The organism is Streptomyces sp. NBC_01017 (assembly GCF_045162795.1).
In the GTDB taxonomy this organism is placed as follows: domain Bacteria; phylum Actinomycetota; class Actinomycetes; order Streptomycetales; family Streptomycetaceae; genus Streptomyces; species Streptomyces machairae.
The window spans coordinates 11,204,425-11,224,545 of record NZ_CP108683.1 but is presented as its reverse complement, the minus strand read 5'-3'; the positions used below and the strand labels follow the sequence as shown (position 1 = coordinate 11,224,545).

The window sequence follows — 20,121 nt, the reverse complement described above, 5'->3', positions numbered from 1 at the left end:
GCCGCCCACCCGCCAGGTCACTCCGCGCATGCCGGAGGAGGTCCTGGGCCTGGCCACGGGTTCTCCAGGGCCTTCAGGTCGTGGGCGGTTAGAGCCCTTCTCGAAACCGATGACCTTGAAGCGGTCTCTTGATCGGCTTGCGGGTGGGTGCGGCGGGGCAGATTCGGCGTCGTTCGTGTCCCCGGCCGACTGGGAGTTCAACTCGTGTCGCACCTGACCCGTGACAAGATCGTTGATGAGTGGCTTGCCGAGGCCGAGCTGGTGGTGCGGGCCGCACAGGAGGTCGTCGAGGCGGCCGAGCTGGAACTTCGGTTGGCGCGGGAGCGGCTGATGCCTCTGCAGGCGGCGCGGGAGGTCGCGGCACAGGCCGACGCTGTGGTGCGGGAGCATGCCGGCGAGGCATCGCAGAGCACAACATTACCGGCGCGGACGGAGCAGGCGCCGGTCCCAGAGTGGCGTCCGGAGATCGACCTCGCGCAGCTGCCGCGGGATTATCCGCAGATCGCGAGCGTGATGAGGGACGCTGGGCCGGAGGGGATCCGGGCGGTCGAGGTGCACCGGCGCCTGGGGCCGTCCTGCTGCAGCCGGGGCAGCGTGGTGAACAGGACCGGAGCGCGTCGGCGCAGCTGTAGTAGCCGTCCCGCTCGCTGGACAGGGAGGGGGCCATGTTCTCGTAAGTGCCGGCCCACACGTCCCGGGTGAGGTCGAGGATGCGGTTCATACGGTTCTCAGGGCCTGCTCGCCGGTGCGGACGCCGGGGTTGAAGACGAGGGCCACCGGCGGGTGGCCCTCGCGCCCTGTCGGGCGGGTACAGCGTTCGCCACACTGGCACGTCCCGCCCCTGGGAGCCTTTCGCCGTCAGCCGGAAGTAGCGGCGGTAGCGGTCGAACTTGGCAGCCACCGTCTCAGGCGATTCGGTGCAGTTGTCGACCTCCAACAGCAGCACCGGCGCCCCGGCCTCTGGCGCATGCAGGACAGCGTCGGCCCGCTGGCGGTTGTATGGCCGCAGGAGTGCGATCCGTCCGCCGGAAGACTTGCGTTCACGACCGCCTGGCGGCGGCTGACCGACCTCCCAGCCACCACCTGACGCACCAGAACCCACCCCCGACGAGAACTGGGAGGAGAGGCGCACCACCCTGGGAGGCGCAGCGTCACGCGACGGCCCGCCCTCGAACGGCAGAGGACATTACGGGCGAACCGCCGAGACGAAAAACGACAAGCCCCAGCTGACGGATCGAGGTCAACACCGCCCGCAACCAGTGAACCCAGGCCTGGGTCTGTGCGGTCAACTTAACTTAAATTGACACACCCCGCGTAGGGAAGGTGCTGGTGTCGATCTTCACACGCTCACCGGTGGCCAAGGTAAGAGTTACCGACTCTCCATACGGGGTCTCCACGACTGACCCGTATCCGGAGGCGTGCGGCTCTGACATCAGCGTGACGACCTTTTTAAACGGGTCGGCGATCATGTAGAAGTCGATCCCATAGCGGCCGTACTTCCGCACGTTCCGAACGTAGTCCTTCTCATCCTCGGGCTCGGATGGAACCTCGGCCACCATGAGCACATCGATACAGGAGTAGCTGTTCCTGCGGCGCTCGGCGTCAAAACCGATGACCGTCAGATCCGGCGCCGCATCGTTCTCCCCGGGAAAGGTGACGAGGACATCTCCGAAGACACGCTCGCGGGCGATACCGGCAGCCGTGACGGCACTCTCGACGTCCCTGACGGTCCAATGTTGCTCCGGGCTCTGCGGAGTCATGATCACTCTCCCATCAAACACCTCGACCTTGTAACCCTCGGGGACGCCGCCCCGTTCGATCAGCTCGCTCATGACAGTCACCGCAGCTCACCTCCTGTGGGCATTATGCCAATCCCTGAGATGGGCTGCCCCTGTCTGCCCGGCCCGGCCGACATCACTTCACCACCCGTACCGAGGCCCGACTGAGAACCCTTCGCGAATCCGATGATCGGGAAGTGACTTCTTGATCGTTTTGTGCGGAATCGGTCGGCCGAGGCAGGTTGGAGGTGTCCGTTTCCTCTTGACGTGCTGGGAGTTCGCCTCGTGTCGCAGTTGACCCGTGACAAGGTCGTCGAGGAGTGGATCGCCGAGGCGGAGCAGGCCGTGCGGGCCGCGCGGAGCCAGCCGATGCGCTCCTTGCCGGGGTCCTTGTCCAGGTCGGTGACCGGCGGTCGGGGCACCTGGTCGAGCAGGTCGAAGAAGCTCGGGTTGTGCTGGCCGTTGATGGGCTTGTCGTCGGACTGCATGGCGGGGTGTCTCCCTCGCTCGGGCGGGTGTGGTGGGCGGTGGTGCGCAGGCCGGACGGCCTGGCCCGCACCCGACCGCGAGGGTTCGGGTGCGAGGCAGGTGGTCCGGAGCAGGAGAGTTAGAGGCCGCGGGCGTCGGCGAGGCCGGCGGCCTGGTCGACCATGCGGAGCGGGACACGGCCGGAGCCGTGCGCGTCGTTGAAGGACGGCACGGAGTCGACGTCGGCGCCGAAGCGTCGGCGGATCGCGTCCAGGAGCACGGCGGCCGCGTCGGCTTCCAGGCCACTGTCGCCGCGAGCCTCGGCTCGAATGGCTCCGAGCATGCAGCGGGCGCCGTCCTCGTCGACCAGAGCGTCCTTGCATCAGCCGCCGGCGACTTGTGTCCTGTGTCACCGAGTCGTCCCTGACGCGGTCGCTCTGACCTGCGGCGAGGAATCTTGAGTGGCGAAGTGGCCGTGAACCGCGGGTTCCATCGTTCGGAGATGCGGAGAGTCTTCGCCAGTGGATCTTGCTGGATCGTGAGGATGCTTGGCGAGTACTGCTGCGGCGAGTTCGATGGCGTCGGGGTAGATCGCGGCGTGTGAGTAGGTGTCGAGTTCGGTCGGGATGCCGCGGTGGTGATTGTGGGTCTGCAGTGCGAGGAGCCGGTATTTCCAGTGGTGCGGGACGGCGGCTGGGGAGGCCGGCCAGGGCGGGACGGCTTCGACCGCAGTTTGGTGGGCGAGGGTGAGTTGCTGGGGTGTGAAGCGGCGTAGGAGTCGGTTCGCCCGGCGTTGGGCGGTGGTGATCTCAGGGCATATGGAGAGGTCGAGGTGGGGTTCTCCGAGATCGCTGAGCCAGATTCCGTGCTGTGTGCAGACCTTGTGGTGAATCGGGAGGTGGACGGGGACGGGCTGGCGGATGCCGAGGCGGGCAGTGCACCGGTGGCAGGCGGTCGTGGCCCGGACAGGGCTTTCGTCGGTGCCGAAGGCGGGGAGCGCGTGGGCAAGGCTGGCGGAAGTGGTGCTGGTGAGGTGAGCGAGTTCGTGCAGGGCCTGGGTGGCTGCGGGGGCGAGCATGTGGTGCTGGGCTCGGTCGTCGATGTTGTTGGTCTTCGTGGCGAACCAGGTGGGCAGTACTGCCAGTACCTCGGTGACGGTGAGGTGGTTGGCCTGGGCGATCCGGGCCAGGTAGGAGTTGAGGGTTTCTCCTGCGATCGGGGCGACTGGCTGTGGCAGCACCGGTGTCCGCTCGTGCCTGCGGGCGAGTGTGCGGGACATCTCGGATGGGACCGGGGGATCCTCCTCCTGTGAGTTGGTCTTGCGGCGGTCGGCCAGGACCAGCAGGCGGCGGTCCAGTTCGCGGTAGAGGGTTGCCCGGCTTCCCTGGAAGCCGAGGTCGGCTACTTCTTTGAACAGGACACTGGTCCGCAGGTGCGGATCCTCGGTGAGTCGCTGGCGGCAGTAGCTGGCGAGGGGTTCGGTGAGCAGGCTTGGCCGTGGGGCCCGAGTCCCGGGCGTTCTGCGGCCGTTGATGTAGTCGCGGATGGTTTGGTGGCTGTGGCCGATGTGGTCAGCGATGGCCTGCACTGGCCATCCGGCTGCGTGCAGGGTGAGGATCTTCTCGGCTCGTTCTCGGGGCAGCATGGGTGTCGATCACGCGGCGGGTGGCCGCGGGGACTGGGAAGTGAAGTCGGCGTCGACGGCGTCGAGGGCCTTCTTGGTGATCTTCTCGGTGCCGTCCAGGACGGCGCTGATGGCCGCGCCGCGGATCAACCAGAGCAGGCTTCCGATCATCCCGTGGGTGCGCTGGTGCAGGTAGCGGTCGAGTCTGGTGAGGGCGCCGGGCCGGTGGCGGTGGAGCCTAAGACTGTCCTCCAGGGCTGCGATCAGCGCGGTCCACTGCTGGTTCTGGCCGAACGGTCCGGTGCGGACCATCCCGAACCGGCCGGCGATCTGTTCTCCGCGGGCGCCGGAGAGCAGTCCGGTGCGTTCCAGGCTGATTCCGGCGTAGACGAAGGTGGCCGGGATGCGTTCGGAGAAGTACTTCAGGGTGTCGGAGGCTTCGGCGCCGGCGCGTGTGGCGGTGTTGAGGTTGTGGAGTTCGTCGACCGCAACGATGGTTACGTGGGCGTCCGTACTGACGCCGCAGACTGCGTCGGCGATGTCGGTGATGTTGCTTCTGGTGGAGATCGGCAGGTCGAAGAACCGGGCGAACTCCATGGCGATCATCTTGGGGGTGGCGGCGGGTGGGACGGTGATGTAGATGACCGGGATGTCGCTGGAGGAGTTCGGGTGCCGCCGTCGGTGGATCACCTCGACGGTCTTGCCGAGTTGGGTGAGCGCGGTGGTCTTGCCGGTTCTGGCGGGGCCGGACACCATCAGGCCGCATCGTCCGTAGTGGGCGTTCTTGTTCATCTGGATCAGGCTGCGGCCCGAGGTGATGACCTGGCGGATCGTGGGAGTCTGGACCACCAGCAACTGTGAATGGTGGTCGATGCGGTCATCGTCGTAGCAGACTCGTTTGTCGTCCGCGAGAGCCGACCAGACCGCCTCGGGCAGCAGCTCCGGCACTGCGGGTATCTCGGTGACGAACCCGCGCCACCCCGGCAGGGTGGTCAGCTGCAGATGTCCGTACCCATCTGCGGGATCCCCACCCCGCCCCGGCCCCTGACTCACCACCGCTTGTCCGCTTCGGTGAACGGGTCGAAGATCGGCATCGGTATCACCTTGGCGATGTTCTCCGCGGGAACGTCGTCGGCCTGGCCCGTTTCTCTGTCGGCAACCCGGTCGGCAGGGGGTGCCTCGGGCGCGATCGGGGTGGATGGCGGACTGGATTTGGTGCGGGCGGCGACACGCCGGTCCCGGCGGCTGAGTCCGGCTCTGCTGCCTGTGTCACCGCGGTCAGCGGGTCCCTGATGGGCGCGTCGCAGCAGGTCGGCGACGGCATCGGCGAGTTGCTCCTCGCTCGCTCCGGGCAGGGTGTGGCGGGTGTGGTCCCAGGCCAGTTCGCCGAACGGGGCGGCGACGCGGTGCAGTTGTTTCCAGAACAGGGTGATCCAGCCGCCCCTGCCATGGTCACGGACCCAGATGCGGGACACGTCGTAGGGGTCGTAGTGGATCTCCCACAGATCCTTGCGATCCTTGACGCCCGACCGCTGCTGCCGCAGCGGGTTGAGGGCCTGGTCGTCGTAGGTCCGGTGTTTGATCTTCACGCCGTAGGCGTTGATCGCCCGCCAGGTCGCGGGCAGCAGCTCGATGTAGTCATCAGCCGACAATGCGACCGGGACATAACCGGCCGTCTCGACGAGTGAGGGGCCTCGTGTTTTCCGGACAGGCATCTGACTATTGACTCACGCGACGATTCGCAACTTCTGGTACGCGGCGTGGACTTCGCCAGGGCGGCTTCAAGTTCCATGCTCGCGGCAGTTGTTGCGTGAGGGGTAGATAGCAGTGCAGGCACGGGCTTCGTGATCATTGTGGTGTCTTACGCCCGATGATCATGAGGTGGCCCGTGCCTGCCGCTGTATCTTCACCGATCCCTGCCGTGCTGGGGAATCTGGGGTCGCTGGACGTCGGCCAGGTCGCCGACCTGCGTCCCTACTTCGACTCCATCCCCGACCCACGCTCGCGGCGGGGCCGGTGGTACTCGCTGACGTCGATCCTGCTGGTGTGTGCCTGCGCGGTCGTCTCGGGAGCGAAGAGCATCGACGAGCTCGCCGAATGGGGTGCGAGGGCCTCGGGCAGGCTACTGGCGGCCCTGGGTATCCGCCGTCATCTGCTCGGGTGGCGGCGCACCCCCTCGCCCGTGACGATCGGGCGCGCGCTGGGCGCCGTGGACGGTGATGCCCTGGACCGGGCGGTGGGCGCCTACCTGACCGACCGGCACCACGCCGTCACCGGCACCGCGACCAGGGCCACGGGGCAGCCGGCGGCACCCGCGCCCGGGCGGCTGCGCGTCCTTGCCCTTGACGGCAAAGCGCTCAAGGGTTCGGCCCGTCTCACCTCGGCACGCCGGCACCTGCTGTCGGTGGTCACCCACGGCCCAGTCGTGACCCTCGGCCAGGTGGAGGTCGGCGCGAAGACGAACGAGACCACCCACTTCCGCCCGCTGCTGGAGCCGCTGGACCTGGCCGGCACTGTCGTCACCTTCGACGCGCTGCACTCGGTCAAGGCGAACGTCTCCTGGCTTGTCGAGACGAAGAAAGCGCACTACATCGCCGTGATCAAGACCAACCAGCCGACCGCCCACCGCCGGCTGGCGGCCCTGCCCTGGCGGGACATCGCCGTCCAGCACACCGCCTCCGGGACCGGGCACGGCCGGCGGGAGTCCCGCTCGATCAAAACCTGCGGAATCGCCGACGAACTCGGCGGAATCCCGTTTCCCCACGCCCGCCTGGCCATCCGCATCCACCGCCGCCGCAAGCTCACCGGCCGGCGCGAGAGTCGTGAGAGCGTCTACGCCGTGACCAGCCTGGACGCCCACCAGGCCTGCCCGGCCGACCTGGCCGCCGCGATTCGCGGGCACTGGGGAGTGGAGAACTCCTCGCACCACATCAGAGACGTCACCTTCGCCGAGGACGCCTCCACCGTCCACACCGGGACCGCGCCCCGGGCCATGGCGACCTTCCGCAACCTCGCCATCGGCGTGCTGAAGGTCCTCGGAGCCAACAACATCGCCAAGACCACCCGGGCCATCCGCGACGAACCCGAACGAGCACTCCCGATCCTGGGCATCATCAACAACCGCGACACCTACGGAACTTGATCAAGCCCTGGGACTTCGCGGGGAGGACGGTAACCCACCGCCGAGTGAAGGCGTTTGTGATTAGGGCTCAAGTCCCAGCTCCCGCATGAGCCGGCGGACCAGCTCCGGGCCCGCGGCGTGGCCCCAGCGATGGAGCTGGGCGTGGATGCGCCGATAGCCGTAGGTGCTGTCGGAATCGTCGAATGCTTTCTTGATCAGCAGTTTCAACTCCTCGCGTCGCTGCGCCGTCGCGGATTTCGGGCGGCCCCGCCAGTCGTAGTAGCCAGATGTGGATACGCCGAGTCGTTCGCACATGAACTCGACGGGATATGCGTACTCCGTTGTGTCGAGTCGCATCTCATCGATGAACTCGTACTTGCTCGCTACCGGGGATCCTTCGCGAAGTACGCTGCGGCTTTTTTCAGGAACGCATTCTCCATCTCGACTTCACGGATACGGCGTTCAAGTTCCTTCAGGCGAGCGCGTTCATCGTGGGACAGCTCGGTACCGGCAGGAGGTTCGTTCCGTTCCTTATGCTTCTTCACCCAGCCCCGGAGGGTTTCGGGGTTCATACCGAGTTCACGGCCGACCTCGGTTACGGTCTTGCTGGAAGCCAGCGCGATCCGGACGGCTTCCTCACGGAACTCAGGCGTGTACTTGCTCGGTGGTGCCACTTCGATTCCTCGTTTCCAGTTCAGACGATCCTATTGGACGCCTGTCCGGAAACTTCGGGGCATCCCAGGTGTGGGTGTTGAGGTTGTCCATCACCAGGACCACGGTTTCGGCGTCGGGGTAGTCCACGGTCAGTCACGGCAGCTGTAGTTCTTGATCACGGCTGGTCGTGGCAGCGGTGTCGTTGCTGGTGGCAGGCGGTTGCGACGGCTTGGTGACGGCGCCTCCAGGCGATCCAGCGCAGGACATGATCACGGTCGCGGGCGGCTGGGGGCAGCACGATGGCCCGCAGGAGACGGATGAGCTCGGGACAGGTCAGCGGGACGAGTCCGGGTTGCCGCTCGGAGCCCTCATGGATGGCTGCGGCCGTGAGAGCGAGGACGACGGCGGCGAACAGGGAGAACAGTGACCAGCGCATCCAGGAGTTCCAGCAGGTCACCTGACCCTGGTCGAGCCCGGTGAAGCCCTTTGTAAGCTGGAACGTTTCCTCGATCCGCCACCTGCGCGAGATCACTTCCATCAGTGTGGCGAGGGCGACGTCGCCGGGTGCCCAGCAGCGGAAGTAGGACACCTCGCCGGTGTAGCGGTGCCGCCGCGCGACCAGCACGCTCGTCCCCGCCCCGGCCAGGGCGGTTGCAAGTTCCGGGGTTGTGAGGCTGGTTGGGTTGTGACCGGTTGGGGTGCATAGCAGAGCAGGCACGGGCTTCGTGATCATTGTGGTGTCTAAGCCCGATGATCATGAGGTGGCCCGTGCCTGTCGCTGTATCTTCTCCCATTCCCGCCGTGCTGGTGAAGCTGGGTCCGCTGGATGCCGGCCGGGTCGCTGATCTGCGCCCCTACTTCGATTCGGTCCCCGACCCGCGCTCGCGGCGGGGCCGGTGGTACTCGCTGACAGCGATCCTGCTGGTGTGTGCCTGCGCGGTCGTCTCGGGAGCCAGGAGCATCGACGAACTCGCCGAGTGGGGCCAGCGTGCTTCGAACGCACTCCTGGCAGTCATCGGAATGCGCCGCCACCTGCTCAGATGGCGGACCACTCCGTCACCGGCCACGATCGGCCGTGTGCTGGGGGCTGTTGACGGTGACGCCCTGGACCGGGCAGTGGGCGCCTACCTCGCCGACCGGCATCGCGCTGCAACCGAGCCCGCCCAGACGCCGTCGCCGTCCGCGTCCGGGCGGCCGCGCGTGATCGCTGTCGACGGCAAAGCACTCAAGGGATCAGCCCGTCTCACCGCGACGCGCCGGCATCTGCTCTCCGCGGTCACGCACGGCACCGTCGTGACCCTCGCTCAGGTGGAGGTCGGTGCGAAGACGAACGAAACCACACACTTCCAACCGCTCCTGGCACGGCTGGACCTGGCCGGCGCCGTCGTCACCTTCGACGCCCTGCACTCGGTCAAGGCGAACATCTCCTGGCTGGTCGAGGCCAAGAAGGCCCACTACATCGCCGTGATCAAGACCAACCAGCCCACCGCCCACAGCCGGCTCGCTGCCCTGCCGTGGCGGGACATCGCCGTCCAGCACACCGCCTCCGGGACCGGACACGGACGCCGGGAGTCCCGCTCGATCAAAACCTGCGGAATCGCCGACGAACTCGGCGGAATCCCGTTTCCCCACGCCCGCCTGGCCATCCGCATCCACCGCCGCCGCAAGCTCACCGGCCGGCGCGAGACCCGTCAGAGTGTCTACGCCGTCACCAGCCTCGACGCCCACCAAGCCGGGCCCGCCGACCTGGCCACCGCGATCCGCGGGCACTGGGGAGTGGAGAACTCCTCGCACCACATCAGGGACGTCACCCTCGCCGAGGACGCCTCCACCGTCCACGCCGGCACCGCACCACGAGCCATGGCGACCCTCCGCAACCTCGCCATCGGCGTGCTGAAAACCCTCGGAGCCGACAACATCGCCAAGACCACCCGGGCCATCCGCGACGAACCCCAACGAGCACTCCCCATCCTGGGCATCACCAACGATCCGGACACCTACGGAACTTGATCAAGCCCTGCGCCCCGGCCGCGTTCTCGTTCTCGTTCTCGTTCTCGTTCTCGTTCTCGTTCTCGTTCTCGTTCTCGTTCTCGTTCTCGTTCTCGTTCTCGTCGGGAGTGTCGTCGGGGCGGACGTCGAGCCAGGCCCAGTCGTACTCGCGGGTGCCCTTGGTGCCGTGTCCGGTCTGCCGGCGCATCCACTGCTCGGGACGCACCTTGTTGATCAGTTTGCGGGCCTCCCACCGGCGGCCGCCCCCGTCGGTGACCTGGTACGTAGCGGCGATGCCGACCGTGTAGCCCAGACCCAGTGAGCGTATGCCCCGGCGCAGTTCACGCCCGCAGTACACCTCGTCGCCCGCGAACCAGCGTGCCTCGATCCCCGTGGCGAGTGCGCCGGTGACCATGGACAGCGCCTGCTGCGGCTTCGTCGCGAACCCGACCTCCTCCGGCACCCCGGCGACCTCGCGGCGTTCCTCGTCCGCGGCCCAGTCCGCCGGGAGATACAGGGCCCGGTCGATGATCACCTTCGTGGTCGCGGAGACCGCCGCCAGATGCACCGCCACCTGACACAGACCGACACCGCCGATCGCACCCGAGTACTGCCGTCCGGCTCCCACACACTCCGTCGAGGACTTCGCATCGCCCGTCTCGTCCACCACCAACACCACGTCCTGCCCGGCGAGTAGACTGTCGTGGCTAATTCTTGGGATAAAGGTGGCGCAGTTTGATGCGTGCGTCATGGGTGGTGAACTGCCAGTCCACTTGGCGTTGGTGGATGTTGGTGGCGTTCTGCCAGGCCGAGAGTTCGGTGTTGAGTGTGTCGAGGTCGCCGATCCGGCGGTCGAGGCATTGCCGGGTCAGCGCGGAGAGTTCGATCTCGGCGATGTTGAGCCAGGAGCCGTGCTTGGGCGTGTGGTGGATCTCGAGGCGTTGAGCCAGGGCGAAGGCCTCTTCTGGTTCGAAGGCCTCGTACAGGGAGGCGATGGTGTGGGTGTTGAGGTTGTCCATCACCAGGACCACGGTTTCGGCGTCGGGGTGGTCCACGGTCAGTAGCTGTTTGACCTGGCCGGCCCAGTCGATCCGGGTCCGTCGGGACAGTGCCTGCGTGCGACGCCATCCGCGTAAGGGTTCGGTCCATACGAAGACGGAGCAGGTGCCGCAGCGGATGTACTCGCTGTCCTGGCACGCGTCGCGGCCGGGTCGGGCGGGGATTGGGCCGCGGACGTGGTCGAGGAGCTGGTAGGGCTTCTCGTCCATGCACACCACCGGACGCGCCGGGTCGTAGGGTCGGGCATAGACGGCGAGGACGTCTTCCATCCGGGCTGCGAACTGCGCGTTCGCTCGTGGTGGGATGGTCCAGCACTTCTTCAGGTGAGGGCGCAGTTCCGTTTTTTTAAGACCCGGCCGATGGTGGAGTGGTCCAGATCGGGGATGTCCTCAACCAGTGCGACGTGCTTCTCCAGTAGTCGCAGCGACCACCGCGCATAGCCTGAGGGCGGCTGGGAGCATGCCATCGCGATCAGCCGGGCTTCGACCTCGCCGGTCACCGGCGAGGGCACCGGCGGCAGGTCGCGTTTCTTCCGTGCGATCGTGGCGTGAACATCGCCACCGGTCTCGGCGAAACGCTTGGCGACCAGCCGCAACGTCTCACCACAGACGCCGAGCCGGGTCGCGATCGCCTCTTTGGAGTCCACCTCACCCACCGAGGTGTCCAGCGCGAGCAGCACCCGCGCACGCATGATCATCGAAGCTCCGCGAACACCCGTCGTGGTCACCCGGACCAATTCCTCACGGTCCTGCGTGGTCAGCCTGACCGGCCGCTTCTTCTGCGAACCCATAACAACAGCCCTGTCTGACAAGCGAGAAGGATCTGACAGATACCAGCCTCCCAGACATGACACAACTAAGCAGCGACGACCTACTAGTTCACCGGCCACCAGGCGGACGATCTCCTTCCCCGCCCGATCGTGATCGAACCGGGCACGGGACAACAGGTGCTGCAGCCGGTGAGGGCCCGGATGTCCCAACGCCTGCCCGAGCGTCCAGCAGTTCCGCGTGTCCACCTCCAGCAACAGTCCGGCGACCAACTCGGCGGCTGTCGCCCGCGTTTCACGCCGTGTGAAACAGCCCGCGACGGTTGCCATGACCCTCCCGAATGTCTCGCCCCACGTCTGCTCCGCTATCGTGGCCTCCGCGGCCACCGTGTCTTGATACGTCGTCACAAACGTTCATGATCGCGGTGGCCGTCCTCATGCCCGCACGCACCCCCGACAAGACACTGACCAGCCCAGACGCTGGAACTACAGCTGCCGTGTCAGTAGCTGTTTGACCTGGCCGGCCCAGTCGATCCGGGTCCGTCGGGACAGTGCCTGCGTGCGACGCCATCCGCGTAAGGGTTCGGTCCATACGAAGACGGAGCAGGTGCCACAGTGGATGTACTCGCTGTCCTGGCACGCGTCGCGGCCGGGTCGGGCGGGGATTGGGCCGCGGACGTGGTCGAGGAGCTGGTAGGGCTTTTCGTCCATGCACACCACCGGACGTGCCGGGTCGTAGGGTCGGGCATAGACGGCGAGGACGTCTTCCATCCGGGCTGCGAACTGTGCGTTCGCTCGTGGTGGGATGGTCCAGCACTTCTTCAGGTGAGGGCGCAGTTCCGTTTTTTTAGGATCCGGCCGATGGTGGAGTGGTCCAGATCGGGGATGTCCTCAACCAGTGCGACGTGCTTCTCCAGTAGTCGCAGCGACCACCGCGCATGGCCCGGGGGCGGCTGGGAGCATGCCATCGCGATCAGCCGGGCTTCGACCTCGCCGGTCACCGGCGAGGGCACCGGCGGCAGGTCGCGTTTCTTCCGTGCGACCGTGGCGTGAACATCGCCACCGGTCTCGGCGAAACGCTTGGCGACCAGCCGCAACGTCTCACCACAGACGCCGAGCCGGGTCGCGATCGCCTCTTTGGAGTCCACCTCACCCACCGAGGTGTCCAGCGCGAGCAGCACCCGCGCACGCATGATCATCGAAGCTCCGCGAACACCCGTCGTGGTCACCCGGACCAATTCCTCACGGTCCTGCGTGGTCAGCCTGACCGGCCGCTTCTTCTGCGAACCCATAACAACAGCCCTGTCTGACAAGCGAGAAGGATCTGACAGATACCAGCCTCCCAGACATGACACAACTAAGCAGCGACGACCTACTAGTGCCGCATCAGAGAACCTTTGCCCTGTGGTGATGTGACGCGCCGTTCGGATGCTGGTCCGGACGGCGCGGTGTCGGCCAAGCTGTCTGGGTGGCAGAACGAGTACGCGTCCGTGAGATCGATGACGACGAGGGGCAGCGCCTGCTGCGGATCATCCGTAGAGGCACGGGGTCGGTGGTGACCTGGCGGCGGGCCCAGATGGTGCTGCTGTCCGCGCAGGGCATGCCCGTGGTGAAGATCGCCGAGGTGACATTCACCAGCGCGGACCGAGTCCGGGACGTGATCCACAACTTCAACACCGACGGCTTCGACTCGCTCTACCCGAAGTACAAGGGCGGTCGGCCCAAGACCTTCACTCTCCCCGAACGCCGGGAGATCAAGAAGACCGCCAAGTCCAAGCCCGCCGAGCACGGCCTGCCGTTTTCGACCTGGAGCCTGGCCAAGCTGGCCGACTTCCTGGTCGCCGAGGGGGTGGTCGACGACATCAGCCACGAGGGCCTTCGGGTTCTGCTCCGTGAGGAGGGCGTCTCGTTTCAACGCATAAAGACCTGGAAGACCTCCCGCGACCCCGACTACGCCGCCAAGAAAGCGCGCGTCGAGCACCTCTACGCCATCGCCGACGGCGAGGTCATACCCGACGATGGCGAACCAGAAGTCGTCTTCTGCCTTGACGAGTTCGGCCCGCTCAACCTCCAGCCTCACCCCGGCCGGCAGTGGACCGAGCGCGGCGGGAAGCACAAGGACCCCGACCGGGAACCCCGCCCCCGCCGACGGGCCACCTACACCCGCCCGCACGGCGTCCGCCACCTCCTCGCCGCCTATGACCTGGCCCGGGACAGGCTCTACGGCCACATCAAGCCGAAGAAGAACCGGACGAGGTTCCTGGAGTTCTGCCGCTACCTGCGCAGCCTCTACCCGGCCGAGACCCGGATCGCGATCGTGCTCGACAACTTCTCCCCGCACCTGACCACCAAGAAGGACACCCGCGTCGGCGACTGGGCCACGGCCAACAACGTCGAATTCGCCTACACCCCGACCAACAGCTCCTGGCTCAACCGCATCGAGGCCCAGTTCACCGCCCTGCGCTACTTCGCACTCGACGGCACCGACCATGCCAGCCACAAGGAGCAGGGCAGCATGATCCGCCGCTACATCATCTGGCGGAACAAGCACGCCGCCGACGAACGCCTGCGCAAGGTAGTCAACAGGGCGAACGTTGCCTGATACGGCACTAGCGATGCCGATGAGCGCAGTTAGCACGGTACAGATGGCGATCCACGGAATGCGCCGCCACCAGCGCTTTGCCTGCTCCTCGTCCTGACCATCACCTTGATCACTCATCCTCTTCTCCCCCTCGACACCGGCATGGGCGGACGCATGGCGCCAACCGCTCCTCGTACCCCCGGCTCCCACATTGAAGGGGATCGCCAGGGCGCACAGGTATCGAATCCGGAAGATGGAGCTCAGGCAGACTCCTCCAGGAGGGCCGCGGCTGGACTACCGGCAGCGCGGGTCACCTTGGTGCGGAGCTTGACCGCGGAGCGCCGTCGTGGAGACACGCAAAGGGGGCGAGGAATCTGCCCGGCGCTCCACATGAGCCCGCCGCCGGCGGCAGTCCCCGCGCAGGCCGACGCTGTCGACCGGGCCGGGCCCGTGCCAGGTGCGTCCGGCACGGGCCCCGTCGATCGGTGAGAAGGGAAAGGACGGCGAAAGGGGGTGGGTACTTCAGAGTGCTGGTCACTGACCGGGGGGCGCCGTACCCGGACCGGTGAGTAGTTGCGGGAGGTCGATGCCGAAGAGGCCTGTGCCCGAAACTGGCTGGAATCCGTGCGCAGTAAAGAACGCAAGCCGTCCGCCCGAGTCCTCGCGTCGATCGTGCCAGAGCACCATGAAGCGACGACCGGCGCTGTATTCGTCGTGCGCGAAATGGCGAAGGAGGTCGCCTGCGATGCCCCGCCTGCGCATGGCAGGGTGGGTGAGGACGTAGTTGACCTGCGCCCATGGGGTCGGGAAGCCGGGCACCTCGGCGTCCGCCTCATAGCGCGCCGTGCCCTCAAGCCATCCCACGACACGTCCCTTGACCAGAGCCACGTACTGCGTGAACACCTGAAGACTGTTCTGCTGAAGTTCCTTGGCAAGCTGGGTCCAGTTTTCGGCGAGCAACAGCTCGTGAAGCTCCGCGCGGTGTGCGTCCGCCATGCGGACCACGTTGATCGACATGGCGGCAGGCTAAGACGCTTTCACCCAGGACACGCGCTCATAGCAACACCCCCGTACGCACCGTGACGAGATTCGACTACTACAGACGCGAGGGCCCGTGCCCCCGCCGAGGCGAAGGCCCTCTCCGGATGTGTCCTCGGCGTCTGCCCCGGAACCCGGCTCGCCCGGTTCCTTCGCCCTGCGTCATAGCCGGAATCCGTGACGCCTGGCGCGTCTCTGCGGAACCAGGGTTCACGACGCTACCCGCCCAAGCCATTCAAAATGGCACGCGCCCTGCGCTCGACCAACACAGGAACGAACTCACGCACCGGCCGACCCGCGAAATAGGCATGCTCCTTCGCTACTGCCTTTTCCACCTCGGCCGGACTGTATGACGCACTGAAGGCGTCCTTCAAACGCTTCACTACATGACGGATTGCGTCGTCCTCACGCGCCTGGTCAGCCATACTGCCACCCACCTGGAAGAGGCTCAGCACCCACTGCGATGATCATGCGCGAGCAACACCTGCTCGTTGCAATCGGCTCGCTGCAACTCACCCGGCGCCGGCCAAGCCTGGCGAGCCTGCAGGGCGAGACTAACCAGCGTCATCAGCACATCGCGATCCCCGGCAGCATCCAGCCGCACCGTCACCCACGCCGATGCCGACACCACCCGGACGGCCGCAGATTCGCTGAGGTGTTCTTCGAACCGCCGGATCACCCCCACCGTCAAGTGCAGGTCAGCCTCCCGTCCGGAATGAAAATGGACGATCTCCCGGTGGGCTGAGCCAAGCCCCCGCCCGATGCCGCAACTCGGCTCCACCTCAGCAAGATCGGGCCAACTCACCAGTTGCGCAAACGCCTGCGCGGCCAACGTCATACGTTCATAATCACCAGCACACGCCACATCCACCAGAAGTTACGGCATCCGTAACCGCCACACCCCGCCGAACGTCCGGATGCAGACCTGCCAGTAGCCGAGAAGCAACCAACCTGGTCGGCGCCGAGAGGTCCTCACCCTTGTGCTCGGTGACCGTCACCGTGGTCAGGGGGATGTCGCGGACCTGCCGGCGCTCGAAACCGACGCTGTCACCAGGGCCAAGCCCGCTCCCGCAACCGGAACAGGCCGCCGGAAGATGTTCCTCGACGACATCAGGATCGGCGATCATGGACAGCCCGAGCCGCCCGTACCCGACTGACGACCCCGCGTGCGTCCGCTCTTCGGCGCCGCCTTCTTCTCCGGCCGGCCGAAGACGTCACTGGACGGCGGCATCGAGGAATTGGACGAGTTCCGACCCAGGCGCCGCTCCAGCTCCGCGACCCGAACGGTCAACCGCTCGTTCGCCGCGGCGAGCTCGGCAGCCTGCTCCTCCGCAGCCTCAACCTGCCGCTGGAGCAACCCGATTACAGCGAGGAGATCCTCACGCGACGCGGACTCGAAGGCGGACGACACGACGACCACGGATCCTGCCGCACCCAACCACCACCTGTCACATCGTCAGACAGCGGACTCGATCGCGACCTTCTGAATGCTTACGATGGTACACCGCCAGGTCGCCGCGCATCTGGGCCTGACTGAGGGCACGGGTCCGCGGCTGGATCCGCCGCTTCACGAGCCGGGCCGAGGACGTTCGCCGGTACTTCATCGTCGCCCTGGTCGCGCTCGCCGACGACCCCGTGATGCCCGATCCGTCCGGGACTCCGCTGGCGGACGCTCGATCGCGTCGTCGATCTCTCCCACGACGGCCCTACTCCCCTTCGTCCAGGACGGCGTCGCCGCCCTTGATGTGCCGGGCCGGGTTCAGGCCCTGCTCCATCAGGTCGACCGCCCACAACATCGACTGCACCCTCGAGGGCATCGAGTGGTCCTCGGCCTACGGCTTCCCGATCGGGATCCGCGGCACTCCCGCAAAGGCACTGTCAGCGGCCGATAGCGCGTGGTATGGGATAGCCGCTGTTGGGGCCTATTGAACAAAAGTAGCGTTTGCCATCATCAGGCTTACGGCCCCGTCTCGGATCCGCTCATCACTCATTGTGGTCAAACTCGGTTTTATCACAGGCTAGGAACGCCATGAACCATCGCCCGTACCCCGTGTACCGTCCCGCACTCAGACGCGCCCTCACCCTCTTCAGCGCCGCCACCCTCACCGGAGGCATGCTCTTTGCTTTCACCTCCAGTGCCTCAGCCACGACTCAGTTCACCAACATTCTCAGTGCCGAGGACGGCGCCGAGGTGCACTTCGCCGTACCCGCTGCCAACTATGCCGTCGGCGGCCAGATTCCGCGCTCTTTGGCGGTCGGGGACTTCAACGGCGACGGCAATCCCGACCTCGCCACCGCAAACCAACAGGGTAGAAATCTGTCGGTGCTGCTGGGCAACGGGGACGGCACGTTCCAGCCCGCCGTGGACTACGACGTCGACCACAGTGTCAGTTTGTCCGCGGTGACGGTCGGGGACCTCAACTCCGACAACAAGCCCGATCTCATCGCCGGGGGCGGGGCAAGGGTGTACGTGCTGATGGGCGTGGGAGACGGTACCTTCCAGGACAACAACCACCTCTCCTACAACGCCGTCAGCGATGTGGCGTCAATTACGGTCGGAGACTTCGACGCGGACCACAAGTCCGATCTCGCCGTCGCAAACCGTGGCACTGACACCGTGGCAGTGCTGCTGGGCAACGGGGACGGCACCCTCCAGGCCCCTGTGACGTACGACGTGGGTGATTTTCCATCCTCGGTAACGGCAGAGGACTTCAACGCCGACGGCACACCCGATCTCGCCGTCGCAAACCGTGGCACTGACACCCTGGCAGTGCTGCTGGGCAACGGGGACGGCACGTTCCAGCCCGCCGAGACCTATGACGTCGGCGATTCTCCTATCTCGGTGGCGGCCGGGGATCTGAACGCCGACGGCAAGCCCGACCTCACCACCGCAAACGCCAACAGCGACAACGTGTCGGTGCTGCTGGGCAACGGGGACGGCACGTTCCAGCCCGCCGAGACCTATGACGTCGGCGAATTTCCTATCTCGGTGGCGGCCGGGGATCTGAACGCCGACGGCAAGCCCGACCTCACCACCGCAAACGCCAACAGCGACAACGTGTCGGTGCTGCTGGGCAACGGGGACGGCACGTTCCAGCCAGCCCTGAAGTTCGGCGTCGGCGATTTTCCTGTCTCGGTGGCTGTCGCGGACCTGAACGCCGACGGCAAGCCCGACCTCACCACCGCAAACACCAACAGCAACAACGTGTCAGTGCTGCTTGCCCAGGCGGCCAGCACAACGACTCTGGCATCCTCATTGAACCCCTCGGCTGCCGGTCAGAACGTGACGTTCACGGCGACCGTCACCGACTCCACCCCGAACGGCACCGTGGACTTCATGGACGGCGCAACCGTCATCGGTGACGACATCACCATCAACCCTTCTGGCACCGCAACCCTCACCACCAGCACCCTGACAGTCGGCTCACACCAGATCACCGCCCGCTACAGCGGCGACGCCACACACAGCGCCTCGACCAGCCCCGAGCTCACCCAGATCGTCAACGCTCTCACCTGTGCCAACGCGACAGCCACCATCAACGGCACCAACGGCAGCGACACCATCAACGGCACCCCCAACGATGATGTGATCTTCGCGCTCGCCGGCAACGACATCATCAACGGCAACGGCGGCAACGACTTCATCTGCGGCGCAGCAGGCAACGACAAGATCACCACCGGTGCTGGCGACGACTACATCGACGCCGGTGACGGAACCAACACTGTGGATGCGGGGAACGGCACCAACACCGTCATCTCCGGGAACGCCACCGACAGCATCAAGACTGGCACTGGTGACGACACCATCCGCGCCGGCGACGGCACCAACTCGGTCCAGTCCGGCGCCGGCAACGACACCATCACCACCGGCAACGGCACCGACAGCATCGTGGCAGGAGCCGGCGACGACACCGTCAACGCCGGCAACGGCACCAACAGCGTCCAGGGCGACGACGGCAACGACCAACTCACCACCGGCACCGGAACCGACAGCATCCAAGGCGGCAACGGCAACGACACCATCCGCGCCGGCAGCGGCACCAACGCCATCAACGGCGGACCCGGCACCGACCAGTGCACCCCCCTCGGCACCCAATGCGAAACACTCGCCCCCTAACCCCCCAACCCCAACCCCTACCCCCCCCCAACAACGCAGACAAGGCAGACAAGGCAGACAACATAGGAGCAGCTGAACACGACAAGCACACACCGCGGGCGTCCAGTGGGTACCCCACCCCCACCGGACGCCCGCCCCCATGGGCTTGATCCGCTTTGGCGGACATCCGAGGTCAGGGGTTCAGCCCCGGAAGGTCCATCATGGAGAGCATGGGAAGAAAGAGCCTCGCCCTCGCCGCTCCTTCACGCCGGAGTTCAAGTCCGAGATCGTCGAGCTGCGCCGACACGGTGACCGCTCCGTCGGTCAGATCGCCAAGGACTTCGATCTGACCGAGACCGCAGTGCGTGACTGGGTGAAGCAGGCCAACTTGAATCCAAGACTTTCATCGCGAAGGGGACCCGGTGACAGTGCACCGGGTCTATCCAGCCAACGGCCCTGCTGCCGGCCCGAGCAGCCGACGAAACGCGAGGTCAGACGCGCGGCACTGGCCGAGCGGATCACCCACTTCTTCAACACGTCGGGGCGGACGTACGGTTCGCCGAGGATCACGCTGGACCTGTGGGCCGAGGGCTGGCAGGTCTTGCAGAACACCGTCGCCCAGATCATGGCGGAGCTCGGTCTCCAGGGTCGTAAGCCCCCGCGCCGGCGCAAGAACCTCACACGGCAGGGCAAGTGGAAAGCCGTCCGTGACCTGGTGCTTCGCCGCTACGACGCCATCGCACCAGACGTTTTGTGGTGGGGCGATATGACCGAGATTGAAACCGGCGAGGGCAAGCTCTACCTCGCGTCCGTCCACGACGCGTTCTCGCGCCGGGTGCTCGGCTACGCGATGGGCCCTCGGCATGATGCGTCGCTGGTCAGCGCGTCGTTGCAGATGGCCGCCGCGACCCGCGGCGGCGCCGTGGGCGGCGTGATCTTTCATTCGG

23 protein-coding genes and 1 pseudogene are annotated in these 20,121 nt (G+C 66.3%); 5 read left to right on the top strand and 19 right to left on the bottom strand.

Annotation, left to right across the window (positions count from 1 at the left end):
- Window positions 1-88: 88 nt before the first annotated feature.
- The 7 genes from OG331_RS51565 to OG331_RS51535 all read right to left on the bottom strand — a co-directional run bounded on the left by OG331_RS51565 (window position 89) and on the right by OG331_RS51535 (window position 5,585).
- Window positions 89-1,102, bottom strand: a complete 1,014-nt coding sequence (locus OG331_RS51565) for a replication-relaxation family protein (RefSeq protein WP_406210876.1) — start codon at window positions 1,100-1,102, stop codon at window positions 89-91.
- Window positions 1,103-1,295: 193 nt separating this feature from the next.
- Window positions 1,296-1,832 carry a Uma2 family endonuclease gene (locus OG331_RS51560; protein ID WP_406190571.1) on the bottom strand — a complete coding sequence of 179 codons (537 nt, stop codon included), beginning with the start codon at window positions 1,830-1,832 and terminating at the stop codon, window positions 1,296-1,298.
- Between the two features lie 5 nt (window positions 1,833-1,837).
- Window positions 1,838-2,266, bottom strand: a complete 429-nt coding sequence (locus OG331_RS51555) for a hypothetical protein (RefSeq protein WP_406190574.1) — start codon at window positions 2,264-2,266, stop codon at window positions 1,838-1,840.
- 119 nt (window positions 2,267-2,385) lie between these two features.
- Window positions 2,386-2,589: a hypothetical protein gene (locus OG331_RS51550; protein ID WP_406190577.1), complete on the bottom strand. Its 204-nt coding sequence runs from the start codon at window positions 2,587-2,589 to the stop codon at window positions 2,386-2,388.
- Between the two features lie 66 nt (window positions 2,590-2,655).
- Window positions 2,656-3,891 (bottom strand): TniQ family protein, encoded by a 1,236-nt coding sequence (locus OG331_RS51545; RefSeq protein WP_406190580.1) that lies wholly within the window; start codon window positions 3,889-3,891, stop codon window positions 2,656-2,658.
- A 9-nt stretch (window positions 3,892-3,900) separates the two neighbouring features.
- Window positions 3,901-4,926 (bottom strand): TniB family NTP-binding protein, encoded by a 1,026-nt coding sequence (locus OG331_RS51540; protein WP_406190582.1) that lies wholly within the window; start codon window positions 4,924-4,926, stop codon window positions 3,901-3,903.
- A complete protein-coding gene (locus OG331_RS51535; protein ID WP_406190585.1) occupies window positions 4,920-5,585 on the bottom strand; it encodes a Mu transposase C-terminal domain-containing protein in 666 nt (221 codons plus the stop codon). Before OG331_RS51535 ends, OG331_RS51540 begins: the two co-directional genes overlap by 7 nt.
- Window positions 5,586-5,791: 206 nt before the next feature.
- Here OG331_RS51535 and OG331_RS51530 point away from each other — a divergent pair, with 206 nt between their 5' ends.
- Window positions 5,792-7,012, top strand: a complete 1,221-nt coding sequence (locus tag OG331_RS51530; protein ID WP_406190588.1) for an ISAs1 family transposase — start codon at window positions 5,792-5,794, stop codon at window positions 7,010-7,012.
- Window positions 7,013-7,072: 60 nt separating this feature from the next.
- On the opposite strand, the gene OG331_RS51525 is transcribed toward OG331_RS51530, so the two are convergent.
- The 3 genes from OG331_RS51525 to OG331_RS51515 form a co-directional block, all read right to left on the bottom strand.
- Window positions 7,073-7,348 (bottom strand): IS3 family transposase, encoded by a 276-nt coding sequence (locus OG331_RS51525; protein WP_406190590.1) that lies wholly within the window; start codon window positions 7,346-7,348, stop codon window positions 7,073-7,075.
- Window positions 7,349-7,374: 26 nt separating this feature from the next.
- Window positions 7,375-7,665 (bottom strand): transposase, encoded by a 291-nt coding sequence (locus OG331_RS51520; RefSeq protein ID WP_406190594.1) that lies wholly within the window; start codon window positions 7,663-7,665, stop codon window positions 7,375-7,377.
- Window positions 7,666-7,820: 155 nt separating this feature from the next.
- Window positions 7,821-8,270, bottom strand: a complete 450-nt coding sequence (locus OG331_RS51515) for a hypothetical protein (protein WP_406190597.1) — start codon at window positions 8,268-8,270, stop codon at window positions 7,821-7,823.
- A gap of 176 nt (window positions 8,271-8,446) precedes the next feature.
- On the opposite strand from OG331_RS51515, the gene OG331_RS51510 reads away from it, so the two are divergent.
- Window positions 8,447-9,655, top strand: coding sequence for an ISAs1 family transposase (locus tag OG331_RS51510; protein WP_406190599.1), 1,209 nt, complete (start codon window positions 8,447-8,449; stop codon window positions 9,653-9,655).
- Here the strand turns inward: OG331_RS51510 and OG331_RS51505 are convergent.
- The 5 genes from OG331_RS51505 to OG331_RS51485 all read right to left on the bottom strand — a co-directional run bounded on the left by OG331_RS51505 (window position 9,624) and on the right by OG331_RS51485 (window position 12,658).
- Window positions 9,624-10,385: a transposase gene (locus OG331_RS51505; RefSeq protein WP_406190602.1), complete on the bottom strand. Its 762-nt coding sequence runs from the start codon at window positions 10,383-10,385 to the stop codon at window positions 9,624-9,626. The genes OG331_RS51510 and OG331_RS51505 overlap by 32 nt on opposite strands.
- Complete coding sequence (locus OG331_RS51500; RefSeq protein ID WP_406210873.1) at window positions 10,342-10,998, bottom strand: IS630 family transposase; 657 nt, start codon at window positions 10,996-10,998, stop codon at window positions 10,342-10,344. Before OG331_RS51500 ends, OG331_RS51505 begins: the two co-directional genes overlap by 44 nt.
- A gap of 14 nt (window positions 10,999-11,012) precedes the next feature.
- Window positions 11,013-11,789 carry a helix-turn-helix domain-containing protein gene (locus tag OG331_RS51495; RefSeq protein ID WP_406190605.1) on the bottom strand — a complete coding sequence of 259 codons (777 nt, stop codon included), beginning with the start codon at window positions 11,787-11,789 and terminating at the stop codon, window positions 11,013-11,015.
- A gap of 156 nt (window positions 11,790-11,945) precedes the next feature.
- Entirely contained in the window at window positions 11,946-12,230 is a 285-nt protein-coding gene (locus tag OG331_RS51490; RefSeq protein WP_406190608.1) for a hypothetical protein, read from the bottom strand.
- Between the two features lie 50 nt (window positions 12,231-12,280).
- A complete protein-coding gene (locus tag OG331_RS51485; protein ID WP_406190611.1) occupies window positions 12,281-12,658 on the bottom strand; it encodes a helix-turn-helix domain-containing protein in 378 nt (125 codons plus the stop codon).
- Between the two features lie 269 nt (window positions 12,659-12,927).
- Between OG331_RS51485 and OG331_RS51480 the strand changes: the two genes are divergently transcribed.
- Window positions 12,928-14,061, top strand: a complete 1,134-nt coding sequence (locus OG331_RS51480; protein ID WP_406190614.1) for an IS630 family transposase — start codon at window positions 12,928-12,930, stop codon at window positions 14,059-14,061.
- Between the two features lie 513 nt (window positions 14,062-14,574).
- Here the strand turns inward: OG331_RS51480 and OG331_RS51475 are convergent.
- From OG331_RS51475 to OG331_RS51460, 4 genes are all read right to left on the bottom strand, one after another.
- On the bottom strand, window positions 14,575-15,057 hold the full coding sequence (locus tag OG331_RS51475; protein ID WP_406190617.1) for a GNAT family N-acetyltransferase: 483 nt from the start codon (window positions 15,055-15,057) through the stop codon (window positions 14,575-14,577).
- 239 nt (window positions 15,058-15,296) lie between these two features.
- Window positions 15,297-15,533 (bottom strand): three-helix bundle dimerization domain-containing protein, encoded by a 237-nt coding sequence (locus OG331_RS51470; protein WP_406190620.1) that lies wholly within the window; start codon window positions 15,531-15,533, stop codon window positions 15,297-15,299.
- On the bottom strand, window positions 15,527-15,916 hold the full coding sequence (locus OG331_RS51465; RefSeq protein WP_406190623.1) for a luciferase family protein: 390 nt from the start codon (window positions 15,914-15,916) through the stop codon (window positions 15,527-15,529). The genes OG331_RS51470 and OG331_RS51465 overlap by 7 nt, the downstream gene beginning before the upstream one ends.
- A 285-nt stretch (window positions 15,917-16,201) precedes the next feature.
- The gene (locus OG331_RS51460; RefSeq protein ID WP_406190625.1) at window positions 16,202-16,489 is read right to left on the bottom strand and encodes a DUF6444 domain-containing protein; all 288 of its coding nucleotides are present in this window, start codon (window positions 16,487-16,489) and stop codon (window positions 16,202-16,204) included.
- A gap of 618 nt (window positions 16,490-17,107) precedes the next feature.
- Between OG331_RS51460 and OG331_RS51455 the strand changes: the two genes are divergently transcribed.
- Together OG331_RS51455 and OG331_RS51450 are read left to right on the top strand one after the other, a co-directional pair.
- On the top strand, window positions 17,108-19,195 hold the full coding sequence (locus OG331_RS51455; protein ID WP_406190628.1) for an FG-GAP-like repeat-containing protein: 2,088 nt from the start codon (window positions 17,108-17,110) through the stop codon (window positions 19,193-19,195).
- Window positions 19,196-19,334: 139 nt separating this feature from the next.
- Window positions 19,335-20,081 (top strand): annotated as a pseudogene (locus OG331_RS51450) (IS3 family transposase); the annotation flags it as partial.
- Window positions 20,082-20,121: the final 40 nt, after the last annotated feature.